Source organism: Luteolibacter luteus (genome assembly GCF_012913485.1).
Lineage (GTDB): Bacteria > Verrucomicrobiota > Verrucomicrobiia > Verrucomicrobiales > Akkermansiaceae > Haloferula > Haloferula lutea.
This window is the reverse complement of record NZ_CP051774.1, coordinates 5,721,361-5,740,063: the sequence shown is the minus strand read 5'-3', so window position 1 is coordinate 5,740,063 and position 18,703 is coordinate 5,721,361. Positions and strand designations below refer to the sequence as shown.

17 protein-coding genes are annotated in these 18,703 nt (G+C 62.1%); 11 read left to right on the top strand and 6 right to left on the bottom strand.

Annotation, left to right across the window (positions count from 1 at the left end; translation table 11 throughout):
• The first annotated feature begins 18 nt into the window (after positions 1-18).
• The 8 genes from HHL09_RS23735 to HHL09_RS23700 all read left to right on the top strand — a co-directional run bounded on the left by HHL09_RS23735 (position 19) and on the right by HHL09_RS23700 (position 8,774).
• The gene (locus tag HHL09_RS23735) at positions 19-1,332 is read left to right on the top strand and encodes an efflux RND transporter periplasmic adaptor subunit (RefSeq protein WP_169457152.1); all 1,314 of its coding nucleotides are present in this window, start codon (positions 19-21) and stop codon (positions 1,330-1,332) included.
• Positions 1,329-2,060 (top strand): ABC transporter ATP-binding protein, encoded by a 732-nt coding sequence (locus HHL09_RS23730; RefSeq protein ID WP_169457850.1) that lies wholly within the window; start codon positions 1,329-1,331, stop codon positions 2,058-2,060. Before HHL09_RS23735 ends, HHL09_RS23730 begins: the two co-directional genes overlap by 4 nt.
• Complete coding sequence (locus HHL09_RS23725) at positions 2,057-3,271, top strand: ABC transporter permease (RefSeq protein WP_240963694.1); 1,215 nt, start codon at positions 2,057-2,059, stop codon at positions 3,269-3,271. Before HHL09_RS23730 ends, HHL09_RS23725 begins: the two co-directional genes overlap by 4 nt.
• 105 nt (positions 3,272-3,376) lie before the next feature.
• Positions 3,377-4,027 (top strand): response regulator transcription factor, encoded by a 651-nt coding sequence (locus HHL09_RS23720; RefSeq protein ID WP_169457151.1) that lies wholly within the window; start codon positions 3,377-3,379, stop codon positions 4,025-4,027.
• Positions 4,024-5,448 carry a sensor histidine kinase gene (locus tag HHL09_RS23715; RefSeq protein WP_169457150.1) on the top strand — a complete coding sequence of 475 codons (1,425 nt, stop codon included), beginning with the start codon at positions 4,024-4,026 and terminating at the stop codon, positions 5,446-5,448. The genes HHL09_RS23720 and HHL09_RS23715 overlap by 4 nt, the downstream gene beginning before the upstream one ends.
• A 54-nt stretch (positions 5,449-5,502) precedes the next feature.
• The gene (locus HHL09_RS23710; RefSeq protein ID WP_169457149.1) at positions 5,503-6,747 is read left to right on the top strand and encodes a glycosyltransferase; all 1,245 of its coding nucleotides are present in this window, start codon (positions 5,503-5,505) and stop codon (positions 6,745-6,747) included.
• Positions 6,748-6,857: 110 nt separating this feature from the next.
• Entirely contained in the window at positions 6,858-7,958 is a 1,101-nt protein-coding gene (aroC, locus tag HHL09_RS23705; protein ID WP_169457148.1) for a chorismate synthase, read from the top strand.
• A gap of 21 nt (positions 7,959-7,979) precedes the next feature.
• A complete protein-coding gene (locus HHL09_RS23700) occupies positions 7,980-8,774 on the top strand; it encodes a CvpA family protein (RefSeq protein WP_169457147.1) in 795 nt (264 codons plus the stop codon).
• A 23-nt stretch (positions 8,775-8,797) separates the two neighbouring features.
• On the opposite strand, the gene HHL09_RS23695 is transcribed toward HHL09_RS23700, so the two are convergent.
• Both HHL09_RS23695 and HHL09_RS23690 read right to left on the bottom strand, forming a co-directional pair.
• Positions 8,798-9,487 (bottom strand): hypothetical protein, encoded by a 690-nt coding sequence (locus HHL09_RS23695; RefSeq protein WP_169457146.1) that lies wholly within the window; start codon positions 9,485-9,487, stop codon positions 8,798-8,800.
• 99 nt (positions 9,488-9,586) lie between these two features.
• Positions 9,587-10,030: a hypothetical protein gene (locus HHL09_RS23690; RefSeq protein WP_169457145.1), complete on the bottom strand. Its 444-nt coding sequence runs from the start codon at positions 10,028-10,030 to the stop codon at positions 9,587-9,589.
• Positions 10,031-10,186: 156 nt separating this feature from the next.
• Between HHL09_RS23690 and HHL09_RS23685 the strand changes: the two genes are divergently transcribed.
• Positions 10,187-11,236 (top strand): quinone-dependent dihydroorotate dehydrogenase, encoded by a 1,050-nt coding sequence (locus HHL09_RS23685; RefSeq protein ID WP_169457144.1) that lies wholly within the window; start codon positions 10,187-10,189, stop codon positions 11,234-11,236.
• 31 nt (positions 11,237-11,267) lie between these two features.
• Here the strand turns inward: HHL09_RS23685 and HHL09_RS23680 are convergent, their stop codons facing one another.
• From HHL09_RS23680 to HHL09_RS23665, 4 genes are all read right to left on the bottom strand, one after another.
• On the bottom strand, positions 11,268-11,951 hold the full coding sequence (locus HHL09_RS23680; RefSeq protein WP_205760920.1) for an ABC transporter ATP-binding protein: 684 nt from the start codon (positions 11,949-11,951) through the stop codon (positions 11,268-11,270).
• 32 nt (positions 11,952-11,983) lie between these two features.
• Positions 11,984-12,967 (bottom strand): alpha-L-glutamate ligase-like protein, encoded by a 984-nt coding sequence (locus HHL09_RS23675; RefSeq protein WP_169457143.1) that lies wholly within the window; start codon positions 12,965-12,967, stop codon positions 11,984-11,986.
• A gap of 195 nt (positions 12,968-13,162) precedes the next feature.
• Complete coding sequence (locus tag HHL09_RS23670) at positions 13,163-14,698, bottom strand: UUP1 family membrane protein (protein WP_169457142.1); 1,536 nt, start codon at positions 14,696-14,698, stop codon at positions 13,163-13,165.
• 27 nt (positions 14,699-14,725) lie between these two features.
• A complete protein-coding gene (locus tag HHL09_RS23665; RefSeq protein ID WP_169457141.1) occupies positions 14,726-15,622 on the bottom strand; it encodes an ATP-dependent zinc protease family protein in 897 nt (298 codons plus the stop codon).
• A gap of 32 nt (positions 15,623-15,654) precedes the next feature.
• On the opposite strand from HHL09_RS23665, the gene HHL09_RS23660 reads away from it, so the two are divergent.
• Positions 15,655-17,100, top strand: a complete 1,446-nt coding sequence (locus tag HHL09_RS23660; protein ID WP_169457140.1) for an efflux transporter outer membrane subunit — start codon at positions 15,655-15,657, stop codon at positions 17,098-17,100.
• A 249-nt stretch (positions 17,101-17,349) separates the two neighbouring features.
• On the top strand, positions 17,350-18,555 hold the full coding sequence (locus HHL09_RS23655; protein ID WP_169457139.1) for an efflux RND transporter periplasmic adaptor subunit: 1,206 nt from the start codon (positions 17,350-17,352) through the stop codon (positions 18,553-18,555).
• Positions 18,556-18,703: the final 148 nt, after the last annotated feature.

Here is an 18,703-nt window from a genome sequence, read left to right as displayed (position 1 = left end):
TCTTTCGCACATCCATCCATGTCCAAGCCTGATACTTCCGAAGACCTTGCCACCATCGTGGCCCGCGGTGCCGACCACCCGGCGCGGAAATGGTTTATCATCACCCTCTGCGTGGCCGCCCTCGGCGGCGGCGGTTGGTACTACAAATCCCGTAACAAGACCACCCACGAAGGCCCCACCTTCCTGACCGAGCCACTGGAGCGCGGTGACATCTCGATCAAGGTGACGGCGACCGGCACACTGGCCCCGATCAACCAGGTGACCGTGGGTTCGGAGCTCTCCGGCACCGCGGCGGAGATCTATGTCGATACAAACGATCTGGTGAAGAAAGGCCAGCCGCTCGCGAAGCTGGACACCATCAAGCTCGAATCACAAACGCAGCGTAGCCGCGCCGTGCTGCAGGCGGCCAAGGCCCGCGTGAGCCAGGTGACAGCCACACGGAAGGAATCCGAAGCAAACCTTGCCCGCCTCGTCGAACTCCACCGCCTCAGCGGCGGCCAGACGCCCTCGAAGGCGGAGATGGAAACCGCGGAGGCCACCGTGGCCCGCTCCGTGGCGGATTTGGAAAGCGCGGAAGCTTCCGTGGCCCAAGCCGATGCCGATCTCAAGTCGATCGAGCGCGACCTTGGCAAGACGATCATCCGCTCGCCCGTCGATGGCACCGTGCTGACCCGCAAGCTGGAAGTCGGCCAGACCGTGGCTGCTTCCTTCACCGCGCCCGAGCTTTTCGTCATCGGGGAAGACTTGCGGAAGATGGAGCTGAACGTCGCCGTGGGTGAAGCCGAAATCGGCCGCCTCGCCGCCGGACAAGAAGCCGAGTTCGAAGTCTCCGCCTGGAGCCAGCGCGTTTACAAGGCATCCGTGAAGAAGGTTCTCTTCGGCTCCGTGATCACGAATAACGTGGTGACCTACAGCACTGAACTGGACGTGAGCAATGATGACCTGAGCCTTCGCCCGGGCATGACCGCCACTGCGGAAATATTCGTCGAGAAGAAGGATGGCATCCTCGTGGTCTCGAATGCCGCGCTGCGCTTCGACCCCGAAGCCGCCGCAAAGCTCGGCAAGAAGGAAGACGACAGCGATCGCACGCTCGTGCAAAAGATGTCGCCGGGCGGTGGCCGTTGGCGCCGTGGACCCGGTGGCGGCGGCAGCACGGCCGGATCCCCGGATCCGAAGCGCGGTGCCCGCATCTGGGCGCTGCAGGATGGCAAGCCGGTCGAGTTCCCGGTGAAGACCGGCATCACGGATGGCAACGTCACCGAGGTCAGCGGCGAAGGACTTACCGAAGGCATGTCCATCATCGTCAGCGCGAAACCGCAAGCGACCACCTGAGCATGGAAAGCCTCATCGAGCTCCAGTCCCTGACGAAGACCTACGGACGTGGCGATGCCGCGTTCCAGGCCCTCAAGGGTGTGGACCTGACGATCAACAAGGGCGAGTTCGTGGCGGTGATGGGGCCCAGCGGTTCCGGAAAATCAACGCTGATGAACCTGCTCGGCTGCTTGGATAGCCCGACCACCGGCCGCTACTCCTTCGACGGCGTGTCGGTAAACGAGCTGAACAAGGACCAGCGCTCGCTGCTGCGGCGGCATGCACTGGGCTTCATCTTCCAAGGCTTCAATCTTCTCGCGCGAACCTCCGCGCTGGAGAACGTGGAACTTCCCCTGCTTTACCGTGGCTACACCCGGCGGCAGCGCCACGAGATGGCCCGCACCGCACTGCACAACGTGGGCCTCGGCAACAAGGAGCGGAACACCCCCGCGGAGCTTTCCGGCGGCCAGCAGCAGCGCGTCGCCATCGCCCGTGCGATCGTGACCAATCCGGGCACGCTCTTCGCGGACGAACCAACCGGCAACCTCGATTCCAAGACCACGCTGGAGATCATGGAGCTGCTCTGCCGGTTGAATGAGGAGCGCAACATCACGATCCTGATGGTGACCCACGAAGACGAGGTGGCGCACTACGCCAAACGCATTGTCCACGTCCGCGACGGCCTGATCGGCTCCGACGTGCTGAACAAGGACCGCCCGGTCCGCAACCAGAACAAGACGAAGCCATGATCGCGATGTTTTGGAATGCCTTTATCATCGCGCTGCGGGAAATCCGCCGGAACCTCACGCGCGCCTTCCTCACCGTGCTGGGCGTGGTGATCGGTGTCGCGGCGGTGGTGACCATGGTGACGCTGGGCCGCGGTGCCACGGAGTCGGTGAAGGCACAGATTTCGAATCTCGGGAGCAACCTGCTGGTGCTCCGCCCCGGCCAGGGCTGGGGTCCATCCGCCGCGCCGCTCTTCAGCCGCGTGGATGTGGACATGATCCGGAACCAGGTGCCGGGCATCAAGGCGATCTCCCCGATGTCGAACACCAACGTGCAGGCGATCTATCAGGAAGAAGCGCGGACCACCGATATCCAAGGCGTCTATCCGGAGTACTTCCAGATCGCGAACTGGGCGGTCGGCACCGGCCGCTTCTTCGATGAGAAGGAGCTGAACGAAGGGGCTCCGGTCGCGGTAATCGGCGAGACCATCAAGAAGGAACTCTTCAACGGCGAGGACCCGATCGGCAAGCGGGTCCGCCTGCTGAATACCGCCGTTACCGTGGTCGGCGTGACCGCCGTGAAGGGCCAGGGCGGCTGGGGCGATGACTTGGATGACAATATCCTGATCCCGATCACCACGCTGCAGCAGCGTCTGAATGGCCAGATGTTCAAGCAGAACGTGAACCAGATCATGATCTCCGCCGAGGACGGCTATCCGACCGATGGCGTGATCGCGGACATCAACTCGCTGATGCGGGAGCGCCGCAAGCTGCCTCGCAGCGTGGCGAATAACTTCTCCGTGACGGATACCCGACAGATCGCGGACGCGGTGAGCTCCAGCACGCAGGTCATGACCTCGCTGCTGGGAGCCGTAGCCGGCGTCAGCTTGCTGGTGGGTGGTATCGGGATCATGAACATCATGCTCGTTTCCGTAACCGAGCGCACGCGGGAGATCGGCATCCGCATGGCCATCGGTGCCCGGGCGCGGGAGGTAATGCTCCAGTTCCTGGTGGAAGCCGTGACCCTTTCCTGTGTGGGCGGCCTCTGCGGCATCGCGCTCGCCTACGGTCTCTGCGTGAGTCTGGCGAAAGTGGTCGGCGCGCCCTTCCTCTTCGACCCGAAGATCAACATGGTAGCCTTCCTCTTCTCCGCCGCGATTGGCATTCTCTTCGGCTTCATGCCGGCAAGACGTGCTGCGGGCTTGGATCCGATCGAGGCACTGAGGCACGAATGATGCGGGAAGTTGAGAGTGAGAGTCAGATCCCGGCCCGAGCACTCTTTTCGCCTTCCTCGAACTCTCAACAACTCATCTGCAAACTCTCAACCGAACCCGTCCCCTTTGCGTTTACTGGTCATCGAAGACGATCCTCTCCTCCGCCACAGCCTCTCCGAAGGACTGAGGGAGGAGATGTATGCCGTCGATACCGCGGTGGATGGCGTGGAGGGATTGGCGAAGGCGAAGGGCTCGGACTACGATGCGATCGTGCTCGACGGCATGCTGCCCGGCTTCGATGGCTGGGAGTTGCTGCTGCGGCTACGCCGTGAAAAGACAACACCGGTACTGATGCTCACCGCGCGGGATGCGGTGCCGGATCGCATCCGCGGGCTGGATGCGGGCGCGGATGACTATTTGACGAAGCCATTCGATTTCGAGGAACTGCTCGCCCGCTTGCGGGCGCTGATCCGCCGCAGTTCCGGTGCGGGATCGAACCTGCTGGAACTCGGCGGCATCGCGGTGGATACCGCGGCGAAGCTCGTGATGAAAGACGGCGAGGTCGTTTCCCTCACCCCGCGCGAGTATGGTCTGGTCGAATATCTCGCCCTGCACCGCGGCAGCGTGGTGAGCCGCACGGAGCTCTACGAGCACCTTTTCGACGAGAACGACGACACGCTTTCGAACCTCTTGGACGTGCACGTTTCGAATGTCCGGAAGAAGCTAGGGCCCTCCTTCATCTCCACCCGCCGCGGTCACGGCTACAGCATCGAATGAAGCGCCTCTTCCAATCGGTCCGCTGGCGCCTGCTGCTGTGGTATGCTCTGATCCTGCTCGGCCTGATCACGGGCCTCTGCCTGCTGGCCTATCGCCTTGCGGACAATGATCGGCTTTCCCAGATCGACCGCGAGATCCGGAATTTCCAGAGCACCTTCTTCCGCAGCCTCTTCGCTTCACGGCCCCTGCCGAAGAAAGACACGCCGCCGAGCTACGATGAAATCCGTGATCGCCTGCGGGATCCCGGGGAAGTCTCCGCCTTCCCGCCGGAGCTGCACGCGCTCTTTGAAGGAGGCAGCGGTGGAAACTACCTCGCTTTCTGGGATAGCGATGGCACCCCGCTTTTCATCTCCGCGAATGCGCCGTCCTGCCTGAAGCCACCAAAGCTTCCCAAGGACGATACGCACTACATTCTGCGGGAGAACTACCGAGAGCATCATCGCACGAACTCCTCGGGCATGAGTTCGATCATCGGCCGGGAGATCAGCGCTGAGCAATCCGACCTGCTGCGCTTCACCTTGCTGCTCACCCTCGGTGGTGGTGCCGTGTGGCTCGCGGGCCTTGGCGGAGGCTGGTGGCTGACCGGCCGAGCGCTGAAGCCGATCGATACCATTGGCCGGACCGCCTCGCGCATCGCCGCGGGAAATCTCGACGAACGCATCGAGATCGCGAGCACCGACAACGAACTGGACCGTCTGGGCCATGTGCTCAATGACACCTTCGACCGGCTCTCCACCGCCATCGAACGCCAGAAGCGCTTCACCGCGGATGCCTCACATGAGCTGCGCACCCCGGTGACGATCATTCTTTCCGAGACTCAGCGCGCCCTGAAGCGCGAACGTGAGCCGGAACAGTATCGGGAAATCCTGCAGAATTGCCGGACCGCCGCCGAGCGCATGCGGGCCTTGGTGGAATCCTTGCTGGTGCTTGCACGCCAGGACTTGCCAGGCCCGGAGGTGTCACACGTTTCCTGCGACCTCGCGGAGATCGCGAATGGAGTGGCGGATCTCCTTCAACCGCTGGCCGATGAACACTCGACGAAGATCGAGCGCGAGCTATCCCCCGCCCCGGTGAGCGGTGATCCGCACTCGCTCGCCATGGTCGTCCAGAACCTTCTTTCGAATGCGCTTATCCACCCGCCCGCCGGTGGCGTGGTGCGGCTGAAGACCATCGCGAATGGAAGCGGGAGTATTCTGGAGGTAGGTGACAATGGCCCTGGAATCGACCCCGAACACTTGCCGCGTCTCTTCGACCGATTTTATCGCGCCGATAGCGCCCGCAACCAGACGAACGGCCACAGCGGCCTCGGCTTGGCGATCACGAAGACGATCGTCGAAGGACACGGCGGGAAGATCGAGGTAAAGAGCGAGCACGGAAGCGGCACGATCTTCAGGGTCGAACTGCCGGGTAGCGGGGTGTAGCACCTCCCCCGATCCCTCTTGCCAATCGCCCTGTCATCTCCAACAACCACCGGCGTGCGGATCCTCATCTACGCAATGGGCAGTGCCGGGGACGTCCACCCCTTTGTCGGAGTCGGACGTGCTTTGCAGGCCCGCGGTCATGAGGTCTTCATCATCACCAGCGCCTTCTTCGAAAACCTTGTGGTCCGCGCCGGGCTCGGCTTCCGCTCGATGGGCACAGTGGAAGACTTCGAGCGAGTTCAGGGCGATCCCCATCTCTGGCACCCGAGGAAAGCACTCGCCTCGGTGATCAAGAACGCCGTGGACCCCGCCTACGAGATGATCCTCGATGCAGCGAAGGAGCTCCACCTGCCCGGCCAGACCCTCATCCTCGCCAGCTCGCTTGCCTGGGCCTGCTTCACCGTGCGGGACCTGCTGAAGATCCCGGTCATCAGCGTCCACCTCGCACCCTCGCTCTTTGTCAGCTCCTATCGCCAACCGATCCTCCACGGTGCGCCCGTGCCCCAAGGCGCACCCCGCTTCATGAAGTCTATCCAATGGTGGGCCGCGGGAAAGGTCGTCGATTTCCACGTGCTGCCGACCCTGAATCGCTTCCGGAAAGACCACGGCCTGCCGCCGGTGCGCGGCATGCTCCAGGGCTGGCATTCTCCGGACCGCGTCATTGCTCTCTTTCCGGATTGGTTCGGCCCCATGCAGCCGGATTGGCCGAAGCAAACGCGGCTGACAGGCTTCCCGCTTTTTGATGAGGCCGGGATCAATGATCTGCCGAAGGAACTCGACGACTTCCTTGATGACGGAGATCCACCGGTCATCTTCACGCCCGGTAGCGCAATGGACCGCGGCTATGAATTCTTCGCGGAGGCAGTGAAAGGCTTGCAGTTGTTAGGCAAGCGCGGGGTTCTTCTGAGCCGTTTCACCAACACGATTCCTAAGGATTTGCCAAAAGGTATCCGGCACTTTTCCTATGCGCCCTTCAGCCAAGTCCTGCCACGTGCGGCGGCGCTGGCCTACCATGGAGGCGTAGGCACCTGTGCCCAGACCCTGCAGGCTGGCATCCCGCATCTGGTGCAACCAATGGCCCATGACCAGCTCGATACGCTGAGCCGTGTGCGAGATCTGGGGGTAGGCACAGGTCTGCATCCGCATCAGTTCAAGGCCAAGCGGATCGCCGGAGCGCTGGCAGAGATCCTCCACGACGCCTCGGTGAAGCGCCGTGCCGTCGAGATCTCCCGCCTCTTTGAGCCCAAGAAGTGGATGGAAGAGACCTGCAGGCTGGTGGAGGAGCTACCACCCGGCTAGGGGCGCCGTGCCGAAGGGCGAGCCCTGCCCTTGGAGCGTTCACTACCAATAAGGTATCAGCCGTTGTTTCCGCACTTGGCGGGCGGCCTGCCATTTCTACACTCCCGCCCATGTCATCCAGTTTCGGCCACGCCTTCCGCATCCATACCTTCGGTGAATCCCATGGAGGTGGGGTCGGCGTGATCGTTGACGGGGTGCCGCCGAAGGTACCGCTGACGGTCGAAGACATCCAGTTCGAGCTGGATCGCCGCCGTCCGGGACAGAGCGAGATCGTCACCCCGCGCAAGGAGGCGGACAAGGCGGAGATCCTTTCCGGGCTAGTCGATGGCGTGACCCAAGGCACTCCGATCGCCGTCTTTGTCCGCAATGAAGACCAGCGCCCCGGAGCCTATGAGGAGATGGCGGTGAAATACCGCCCGTCCCATGCCGACTATACCTACGATGCGAAGTATGGCATCCGCGCGCTCTCCGGCGGTGGCCGAGCTTCCGCCCGCGAAACCATCGGCCGTGTCGCCGCTGCCGCCATCGCGAAGCAGGTCTTGCAGCACCTCTGCCCCGGCATCGAGGTGCTGGCCTGGGTGAAATCAATCCACCATCTCAATGCCAGCGTGGACCCGCACACGGTCACCAGTGCCGATGTCGAAAGCAACATCGTGCGCACCGGTGACCCGGCGATGGTCGAACAGATGATCGATCTCATTAAGGAAGTGCGCGGCGAGGGCAACTCCGTCGGAGGCGTGGTCGAGTGCGTGATCCGCAATTGCCCGCCCGGCCTCGGCGAACCGGTCTTCGACAAGCTCGAAGCAGAGCTCGCAAAGGCGATGCTTTCCCTGCCCGCCACGAAGGGCTTCGAGATCGGCTCCGGCTTCGCCGGCACGCTGCTCACAGGCCGCGAGCATAATGATCCTTTCCGCATGGTGGATGGCAAGGTGCGCACCACCAGCAATCGCTCCGGTGGTATCCAAGGTGGAATCTCGAATGGCGAGGACATCATCTTCCGCGTAGCCTTCAAGCCGACTGCCACGATCATGATGTCGCAGGAAACCGTCACGAATACCGGTGAGAACACCGAGCTCGCCGGGCGTGGCCGCCACGATGCCTGCGTGCTTCCGCGCGCCGTGCCGATGGTGGAAGCGATGGCCCTGCTCGTGATCGTGGATCACCTGCTGCGCCAGCGCGGGCAAGTCGGCGGCTTCCCTGCTCCGAAATAGTAGAGGCGGCCCGGCCATTCGATGAAGGACCTTCTTGCCGCGCTCGACCTCAATGCGCTCCCGGAGCTCAGCCTCGGGACAGCTGCGCTTTTGATCCTGGGAGTTTGTGCGGTGCTGGTGATCGTGCGAGGAGTTTTCAGAATCCTTTTCGGATCGCTAGTCCTCTGCGCGAGCGGATTCGCGGCCTACCTCACGTGGAAGAACACGCCGCTGATGACCCAGGACGGGAGCTTGCATTGGGTGTCCTTCGTGCCTGCGGCCATCGTTGGCATCGTGGTTCTCCTGCTTTTGCGCTGGATCATGCGCTTCCTCTCGAAGCCCTTCAGCCGCAGCGAAGGCGGTGAAACCGCGCAACGCTCCCCGCTGCGCTGGGTGGTGACGCTGCTTTTCAGCCTCGTGCCGACCTCGGTGCTGTGGGTGGGTGGCGCCACCTTCTTGCGCAGCATCGGCTCGGTGGCAGAAATCCAGCACTTTGCCGACGGGGATTCCGCGACAGATCGCAGCACTTTTTTTGCCGCATTGAAGTCCTCCATCGACAAAGCGATTCCGGAGGACTGGTTCAAGAAGATCGACCCGCTCTCCGATGATGCCCGTGTCACGCTGGCGAAGCTCATCGCCTTGGGCGACTCAGCGCCGCCGCCGAAGGCCATTGCGGTCATGGAGGAACCGCAGATCCGCGCCCTGATCGAACACGACCCCCAGCTCCGCACCCTTGCCAAAGAGAAGCGCTATGCAGACATCCTCCGCGATCCCCGGCTGGACAACGTCGTGGCGGATCCGGACTTGAGCGCGATGCTGGCGGGGCTGAAGTTATAGCCTCCTTCTGTCCCCCGCGCCAGTTAGCGCCCCTTCGCGAGGATTCCATTCCAGAAGCCCGGAAGCCTTTCCATCAGTCGGTCCATCGCCTGCTTGCGCGTGAATTTCTTCGCGTTCCGCTCGGAGCCGTAGAGCGTCATTCCCGTGGTCACGCCTCCGCGATCCGCCCGTTCTTCCAACACGCCATACACATATCCCGTGCGTGCATCGCGGACGATGAGGGTCACGACCGAGCTGGTCTCGTGCTTGATCGTCGGTGCGAATCCCAGTGTCGCGAGGGTCAGAGGCTCGAAGGCGTCATTCACCGCCACATCGGTATCATAGCGATACACCGCGAGGATATCCGCCCCCATCTTCAGCGCCTCACGATCCAGTTCGCGGTACGACTTCACGCTGCCGGTAAGGGCGACACGGTTCAGAGGCACGAAGGCCCTCACTCCGGGCAGCGATGCAGCCTTGGCCGCATGTGCCGGGTCCTCCTCATTGGCACCGCTCACAAGATGGAAGCTGTCTCCGGATTTCTCGATTCGGGCCACCGCCACCCGCGCCGGGAAGCGGACCGTCGGACGCGCGTGCGGGTTATCCTGCGGCGCGCCCGACGGCCCTTGTGTCATGGGCAGGGAGGTCGATGGCGGCGTGTAGTATTCATTGCAGGCCATCAGGCTGATGACGCACGCCGGGAGAAGAAGCTTCGGGAGAAGGCGGAAAGACATGCGGCGGAGCATGCCTGGCAGATGGCCTCGCCCGAAATCGCTTCGATTGGCGGGATCATCGCGGAAACCGATGATCGATGCAAAACCATCACATCGCCCTCAATCGACGTATTCCTTTCTCACCTCCATGACCCGATCACTCCGAATCGAAACCGAGTAGTAATAATTGCTCCCCTCGCCGGGTTTCAAATCGGAGTAGAACAAGCGGATCCCTTTATCGCGATTCCGGGCATCGAATTCCTTCACCCGGCTCAAGCTCACGTCCTGCTCCTTGAGGTTTCCGATCGGAAGCCCGCGCTCATCCATCTGCGGAAGCAGAACGTAGAGAGGCTCACCGACCAGCCGGTAAACTTCTTCGATCCCGTCGCCGGCCTTGATGGCGGAGAAACCCGCCTTGCTAAAAGACGGTGCATAGAAGGTGCCCTCCTCGGCCGCGTAGTGCGACAGCAGAGGAATGCCGCCAAACACCGCAACCAGAAAGAGCAGGACAGGCGTCGCCGCGATGCCCATGAACTTGAGGTAATGCTTGGTGAAGGGTGACATGCTTGAAGGCCCGGGACCGGCAATGGATTCCCCGATGTGATAGGGAGATGATCCTTTGAAATCAATCCCCTCCTCTCCCCTCCCCGCTGCGCTTGGATTCGATTCGTGGCAGATTTCTGCATTGGCCGCCGGAGCGCGGGCATTCACGCTCGGGCCGTGCCCGACGCATACGACATCGCCCGTTCGCTGCTTTTCCAATTCGATGCAGAGACCGCCCACCACCTGAGCCTGCGCGGACTGCGGGCTGCGGAGAGCGCCGGCGTGCTAAAGCTGCTTTTCCCGGCCCCCGACTTCGTCGCCCCGGTCGAGGTCATGGGGCTCAAGTTCCCGAACCGCGTGGGCCTCGCCGCAGGTCTCGACAAAGAAGGAAATACCATCGACGCCCTGGGCCGCCTCGGCTTCGGCTTCGTCGAGATCGGCACGATCACTCCCCGCCCCCAGGCCGGGAATCCCAAGCCGCGCCTCTTCCGCCTGATCCAGCATGAAGCGATCATCAACCGGATGGGCTTTAACAATCCAGGTATCGAAGCCGGCGTGGCGAATGTCCGCGCATCAAAGGACTTCGAAGGGATCGTCGGCTTCAACATCGGCAAGAACAAGGATACGCCGAACGAGAACGCTGCGGACGATTACCTCGCCTGCCTGACTGCCGCCTATCCGGTGGCGGATTACATCGTGGTGAATCTTTCCTCGCCGAACACTCCCGGCCTACGCGACTTGCAGGGCGAGGAAGCATCGGCCCGCCTTTTGGCCCAGCTCAAGAAAGAGCAGGAGCACCTCGCCAAGCGATATGGAAAAAAGGTGCCTCTGCTCTTCAAGGTGGCACCGGATCTCGATCCACCACATGTCAGCGCCCTTGCCCGCGTGTTTCTGGATGGCGGGCTGGATGGACTCATCGCCACCAATACCACGCTTGATCGAGCCCCCGTGGCAGGTCACCCGCGCGCCAATGAAGCCGGCGGCCTCTCCGGCCGACCTCTGACGCAGCGCAGCACGGAAATCATCCGCGCCTTCGCTTCCGAGTTCGGGAGCAAGATTCCGATCATCGGCGTCGGAGGCATCTCCTGCGCCCAGGATGCGGTGGACAAGATCGAAGCCGGGGCCAGCCTTGTGCAGATCTACTCCGCCTTCATCTATCAAGGCCCGCGCCTCGTTCAGGAATGCGCGCAGGCACTGGATCGCCTGCCACTCGCATCCCGGCCCTAGCAGGCACGACCCTCAAGCCCGAGCATGGAACCTACGCGAGTGCCGCCGCATCGGTGATGCTCCCATCCTTGATGATGAGCGTACGGTCCCCTCTTGTGGCCAAGTGTTCGTCATGCGTCACCACCACCAGGGTGGTCCCGCTTTCCGCTGCAAGTCCCAGCAAAAGATCCATCACTTCCGTGCTGTTCCGCGAATCGAGATTCCCGGTCGGCTCATCCGCAAACAACACCGGCGGATGATTCACCAGCGCCCGCGCGATGGCCACGCGTTGCTGCTCGCCACCGGAAAGCTCCGCGGGCAAGTGATCGGCCCGATCTGCCAGCCCCACGCGCGTCAGGGCGGCCATCGCCGCCTCGGTTTCGTCCTTCCCGCCGATCGCGCCAGGGACCAACACGTTTTCGAGTGCCGTCAGCTCCGGTAGCAGAAGGTAATTCTGGAAAATGTAGCCGATCTTCGCATTCCGGAAGGCAGCCTGCTTTTTCGGCCCCAAGGTGTAGAGGTCCGTGCCATCGATGTGCACATTCCCCTGCTCTGGTCTCTCCAGACCGGCCAAGGTATAAAGGAGAGTTGTCTTTCCCGCACCACTCGGCCCGCAGAGGAAAACCCGCTCGCCCCGGCGGATATTCAGGTCAATCCCGTGAAGGACCTCGATGCTCTTCTTCCCGATGCGGTAGCTCCGGTGAAGGTTGACGGCTTGGATCACGGAATCGGACATCGCCGGAAGACTCCCGGCTCATCGTCCATCCGTCAAGGCGCGGAAAGCTTCACCCCGAATGCCTCCCGCGAAAACGCGATCTTCTGGTCGTGGCTATCATGAGGATGGCTCTGTGATCTCTCCAGAGCTGGCTCCAAACGCCTCATGAGGCCGACACCGTTGGCAAGCTGGATGGCTAGGCCGGGACGGGCGTTCACCTCGATCATCAGCGGGCCCAAATCCTCATCGATCATGATGTCCACGCCCAGATAACCGAGGCGGGTCATCTCGTGGCAGGTCACCGCGATATCGAGGATCGCATCCCAGTGGGGCAATTGCACGCCCACCACCGGAACCTTCAGGTCCGGGTGCCGCTCGATCGGATGACCGTGATGCACCGCACGCACCGTGCGTCCTGTCGCGAGATCGATACCGATACCAATGGCACCCTGATGAAGGTTCGCGCGGCCATCGGACTCACGCGTCGCGGCCCGCAGCATGGCCATGACCGGATAGCCCTTCAACATCACCACACGGATGTCCGGCGCACCTTGGAAACTGATCTCCGTCAGCACCTTTGCCGGATGCACGCGGTATTCGATCAAGCCGACGTCGCGACGTCCCCCGAGGCTGAAGAGCCCCGCGAGAATATTCGAGCAATGATGCTTCAGTTCATCGAGAGTCAGTCGCGAGCCGCTTGGCTTGATGAAATAGCCGCCTTCCCGTGCCACGATGACCAGCACCCCCTTTCCACCGGAACCGCGGGCAGGTTTGATTACGAAAGATTCTCTACCCTTCAGCAACTTCTCCAGCACCGAGGTGTCGTGCGGGTTTCGCACCACTGCATACGTTTCCGGGACGGCCATCTTGTGGTCGATCGCCAGCTGCTTCGTGCGGATCTTGTTATCGACGAGGTCGTAAAGCTTCCGCGGATTGTTCGGCAGCAGGAAGCGGGCGTTCCGCATGTTGATCCCCACCACCCCCATGGCGCGCAGTTCGCCGGGAGTGCGGATCCATCGGTGCCACCAACGTTTCATAAAGGCAGGGACTCAAGACTTGAAGACGCAAGACGCAAGACTTGAGGAGAGAAAGGGATTTGGAGCACTGGAAGATACGGTGAAGACCAAGGGGAAAGGTATGAGTTCATCTCCTCTGGTCTTCTGGATTTGGTCTTCTTATCTTCTGTTTCGCCTCCAGTCTTGGCTCTTGCGTCTTCAAGTCTTGAGTCTCCTTCAAACCTCCTTGAAATCCCGGAAGCGCACCAGCTCCGACAAACGGTAACCCGTATAACGTCCGATCAGGATGATGCAGGCCAACAACACCAGCAGCAGCTCGGGGAAGTAGAAGGCCCAATACTTCACCTGCGGGACGCTCATGAAGGAATAGGCAATCACCGCGACTAGCACGGAACCGCCCACCTGCATGATGGCCGAGCGCTTGCCTTCCTCTTCCCAAATCAGCGACATGCGCTCGATGGTCCAAGCGAGAATGATCATCGGGAAAAGCGTGATCCGGAGACCATCCATCATCCCCAACCGGTAGCTCACCACGCTCAGCACCATCATCAGCAAGGTCACGATCACCACACATGCCGCCACGCGCGGGACCACGAGCATGTTCAGTCGCGATAGCAGGAAGCGGATCCACAGGCCTACGGTCACGATCACGGTAAACATGATCAAACCGCTCTCCAACTTCATCTCCAGCAGAGCGAGCGCCAGCAGCACCGGCATGAACGTGCCCAGCGTGGCAATGCCCACAAGATTCCGCATCACCACCACCACGAATGCCCCCAGGGGAATCAGCACCACATAGCGGAAGACATCACGCTCGGACGCAGGGAGACCGAAGATCGTGGAAATCACCAGCGGCGACTCCCTTAGGTTTGCCATCTCCGCCGGACGGATGAAATCGCGCGTCACCGTGAAGCTCAGCTTTGACGACTCACCGCCCGTCACTTCGAAAAGCGCACCTCCACCGCGGTGCCACACGAAGATCTTCGAGGGATCGAGGGTCGATCCCGGATCATCAGGGTCCCGCACCTTCCAGTAGGCACCGTCATAATACTCGACCAAGCGCGTAGGCTGCTGCCCGCCGCGCGCCTCTTCCAGCTTCACCCCATAAGCGAGGCGCGCCGGCACTCCTGCCATGTTCAGCAGATCGATGCCCAGCACCGTCAGCGCACCACGCCCGGCTTCATCTTCATAGCGCGCACGCAACAGGCCGATCTCCTGCGATGACTGGATGGCCACGACCTCGCGGAAAATCCCGACGAAAAGGGAATCGGGATCCGCAGACACGGCCTTCGCGCGCTGGATCACGCGCTTCGCACCATCTTCCAGCGCTCCGGAAAAGCCGGGGCTCTCCGGAACCGGGAATCCACCGCCGGGATGCGGGATGGGTTCGCCGCCGCTCTTCTTGCGATCGAGGAAATTGATCCGGTAGTAGAGTGCCTGATTCTGGCTCTGTTTTTCAGAGGTCCACACCGCGGTGTATTCACCCTGATCCTTCTCGACGTAATAATTATAGCCGACCGACCCCGCTTCGGGACTCAAGCCTTCATCGACCGCCGCCGCAGGAATCGAAAGCTCCGCACGCACCTTCTCGTCATCCGCGAGGAAGGTCAGCTTCGCCTCGATCATCCACTCCGGCGGCAGATAACCCGCACGAAGTGGCAAGCCGAGGACGGCATTTTTATAAGCCGCTATCCCGCCGCCGATCAGCACCAGGACGATGACGACGAAAAGCAGTTTGATGCGCGATGCCATGAGGAAGCCCGGACAGGACCAATCGAATCAACGCATGATCTTCTGATCCGCCAGATAAGCACGGCTGGGATCCACCAATCCGATCTCCTTGATCGTGGTGCGTCCGATCAGGACCGGGCTCAGCATGTTGCTCCGGTTGTTCAAGGTGAAGTCAGCGCGCATCTTGCGCTCGCCAATCGTGAAGTTCAGCCGCACCACCTCGCGAGCCACGGACTTGCCACCGGGCTCCTTGATGTGGGCGATGCGAACCAGCGGGGCTTCCACCCGCGTGCGTGGAGAATTCTTCTCACCAGGATCCGTCACGATGAAGCGGACCCACTTTTTCCCATCGCGTTCGAAAAGCTCCTTCTCTTCCGCATGGATCGAACTCGTCAGAGCCCCCGTATCCAGCTTTGCGGGCATCTTCATCTCCAGATTCCCGATGAGCACCCATTCGCGCCAGCCATAGACCTGCACCGGGTCCGACGAAACCGGACGCGCGACCGCGGTGGCTTCCGCCTCCTTGCGCTCGGCCATGGCCTCATCCTCCTCCTCGGTGGCTGGCTCCTCCTCCGGCGCGGCGGTTTCCTTGGCCGTCTCGCCCTTGGTCATCTCGGCCTTCTCCCCGGCTGGCTTCGTGTCCTTCCCGTTCGCCGCAGGCTTCGCTGGTTCGGCGGCAGGCTTGGATCCTTCAGCGACTGCGGGCTTCGGGGCAGCCTTGCCATTCGGCGCGGCAGGCTTGGCTTCCTTCGTGCCGTTGGCGGGCGCTACAGCCTCCTTCAGCTTGGCAGGAGCCGGAGCTTCTTCCTTGCCCTTGGCCGGAGTCTCGGTTGCCTTCTCCGCAGTCTCGGTTTTCTGGGTATCCGCGGCTGCGGAAAGTCCTTCCGGAGCCAGCAGACAGAGCGCCAGTGCAAGGGACGTAAGGGCTTTTCTTTCGAAGGTCACGCGGGCCGACTATCAACAGCAGAAGTTACGAAATGCAACGGAATTCCCGGATCCAGAAACGCAGCGTTTTCCTCCCGCCTGCAGCGCTTGCAGCCATTCCCGCGATCGCCGGATTTCCTCTGGTTTCCTGCAATGGACTGCAATTTGACGCCGCCCGGGAGCGCGTGGAAGTCGCTGCTCCGGCCTCTTGGAAATCTGCATCCACCGGAAATGACGGCCGAATCAGCACCGGTTGGCTCTCGGATTTCAGCGATGCCGGGATGCATCGGGCCGTGGATGAAGCTCTGGCGCACAACCAGGATCTGAAAGCCGCCGGCGCCCGGATGAAACAGGCGAAGGAATCGAACATCGTCGGCAAAGCCCGCCTGCTCCCTCGGGTCGGAGTGGATGGCTCAGCCGGTTACTCCGTCACCGAAAACGGGAAAGCACCCGCTTCAGAAAGCGAGCGCTACGGCCTGACACTCGCCGCGTCTTGGGAGGTCGATGTCTGGGGCCGCCTTCGCGATCTCAAGACCGCGGACGATGCCGACTTCGCAGCGGCGCAAGCGAGTTTCCGCGGGGCGCGGCTTTCTCTCGCTGCAAATGCGGCGAAGGCCTGGTGCAATCTCATCGCTGCCGAACAGTTGCTTGAATTAGCTCACACCACGCTCGATTCGAACACGCGGGTGCTTTCCATCACCGAGCGACTCTTCAAGGGAGGGGCCGGCCAAGGAGCATTGGATGTCCAGCTGGGTCGCACCAACGTGGCCGCGGCAGAACGCGCGGTGAAAGCCACCCAGCTGGCCCGCGATGAAGCCGCGCGCTCCTTCGAGATAATCGTGGGACGCTATCCCTCCGCCGAGGCTCGAGGCAGCCGCGAACTGCCGGTTCTGAAAAGGCAGGTGCCCGCGGGCTTGCCCGCCGATCTCATCGAGCGCCGCCCCGATCTCGCGATCGCCCGCGCGGAACTCTTCGCCAGCGCCAAGCGTGCCGATGCCGCGCGCAAGGCGATGCTGCCCAGCTTGGCGCTGACTGCCAGCACCGGCACACCTGTATCACGCTTCGCGAATTTTCTAGATCCCTCCTTCCTCGCCACCTCGGTCGCGGCAAACTTCAGCCAGGCCATCTATGAAGGCGGTGCGCTTTCCGCGAATGCCCGGGGTGCCCTCGCCGCGAATGAAGCCTCGGTGCATGATTACTCCCAGACCGCGCTTGAAGCTTTCCGCGAGGTGGAATCAGCCTTGGGGGCGGACGCCTCCCTAGCCGAGCAGGAAAGCTACCTTTTGAAGGAGGTCGAGCAGGCCTCGCTCGCGCAGAAGCAAGCCGCGCGGGATTACTCGGATGGGGTGAACGACGACATCCTCCGCGTGCTGGAGTCGCAGAGCCGCGCGACGAATGCACGGGGCTCCCTGATCCGGTTGAGAAACGAACGGCTGCAGAATCGGATCGATCTGCATCTCGCCCTCGGCGGGGATTTCAAAACAGAGGTGTACAAGTAAATGAGTTGATGGGGACGGGTGCTCCGGTTTTCCGGATCTACCCTCCGCCTCTTCAACAGCTTGGAGATCGGAGAACGTCCCCCCATCTTTGAAACGTTCCCGGGAATAAATCCCGCTGCGCCCCCTCCATTTCATGCCTCGCCCTGAACGGGTCGGCGATGACGAAATCGTCCGCAAACCCCTCCTCCCGCCTTCGTATTTGGCAAAGCGCCGTTCCCGGTCCATTTTCCCTTCCTCCTGATTCTGCCGATGCTCCTCCGCCTGCTCATTCCCGTTTGTGTCCTCATCGTCGGCGCCTTGCTCGCATGGCGCCTCGGGGCACCTATGGAAGAGCCGAAGCCTGAGCCTGCCCCACCCCAGTTGCTGAAGACCGAGATCATGGAGCTGCAGCGCACCACCTTCCCGGTGATGCTGGAGAGCCAGGGCACGGTGCGCGCGCACTATACCACCACCGTGACGCCACAGGTCGCCGGAGTGATTTCCGCGATCCATCCGAATTTCGAAGACGGTGCCTTTTTCAAAAAGGATGACGTGCTGGCCGAGCTCGACCCTGCGGATTTCAAGGTGGCCGTATCCTCCGCCGAGTCCGGCCTCGCACGGGCGCAGGCGGCCCTGATCCAAGAAGAAGCACGCGCCAAGCAAGCCCGCCTGAACTGGGACGACCTCGGCTACAATGAGGAGCCGTCCGATCTCGTCCTGCGCGTGCCGCAACTCAAGGAAGCGAAGGCCAACGTGGATGCAGCACAAGCGGATCTCGACCAAGCGCTGCGCGATCTGGACCGAACGAAGATCCGCGCACCCTTCGACGGTCGCGTGCAGAAACGCGTGATCGGACTTGGCCAAGCAGTCGGAGGTTCCACCGCGTTGGGTGAAGTTTTTGCCACCGACTTCGCCGAGATTCGCCTGCCCTTCTCCCCGCGCCAGCTTGCCTACGTGAGCCTGCCTTCAAAAGAGGGCGATCCCGCGGTGAATGTGACGCTGACGGATGCCGTGGCCGGTGAGAACTCGCCGAAGTGGGAGGCCACCATCGTCCGCACCGAAGGAACGCTCGATGAATCCTCCCGCGAACTTTTCGCGATCGCGCGCATCCAAGACCCCTTTAGCGTGAAATCCGGCAAGCCCCCCTTGCTCATCGGCCAACCGGTCCGCGCCCGCATCGAAGGCGTGAAGCTGAATGATGTTTTCGTCCTTCCCCGCCATGCCCTGCGCGGCGTGAACCGCATCTATCTGGTGGACAAGGAGAACCCGATGATCCTCCGCACTCCCATCGACCCGATCTGGTCGACGGAGGAGGTGCTGGTTGTCCGGGAAGGATTGGAGCCCGGTGATTGGCTGTCCATCACCCGCCTCCCCTACGCGCCTGATGAAGCTCCCGTGGAGGTCATCAAACCGGCCGCAACGCCTGAAGGTCCCGCCGCTGCCGAGGCCAAGAAGCAGAAGCCGAGCGATTCGTGAGCCCCTTGAGAGGCGCAGCACCCATGGTTTCTCGCGCCCGGCCCCACGAATCGTCGCGGGCTTTGCTTGGAGTCGGATCTCTCGCAAAAACGGGGGGCGCGGACCTTCGCCAGAGAAGGGCCATTGCTCACGCCCAATCGGCGCGGAT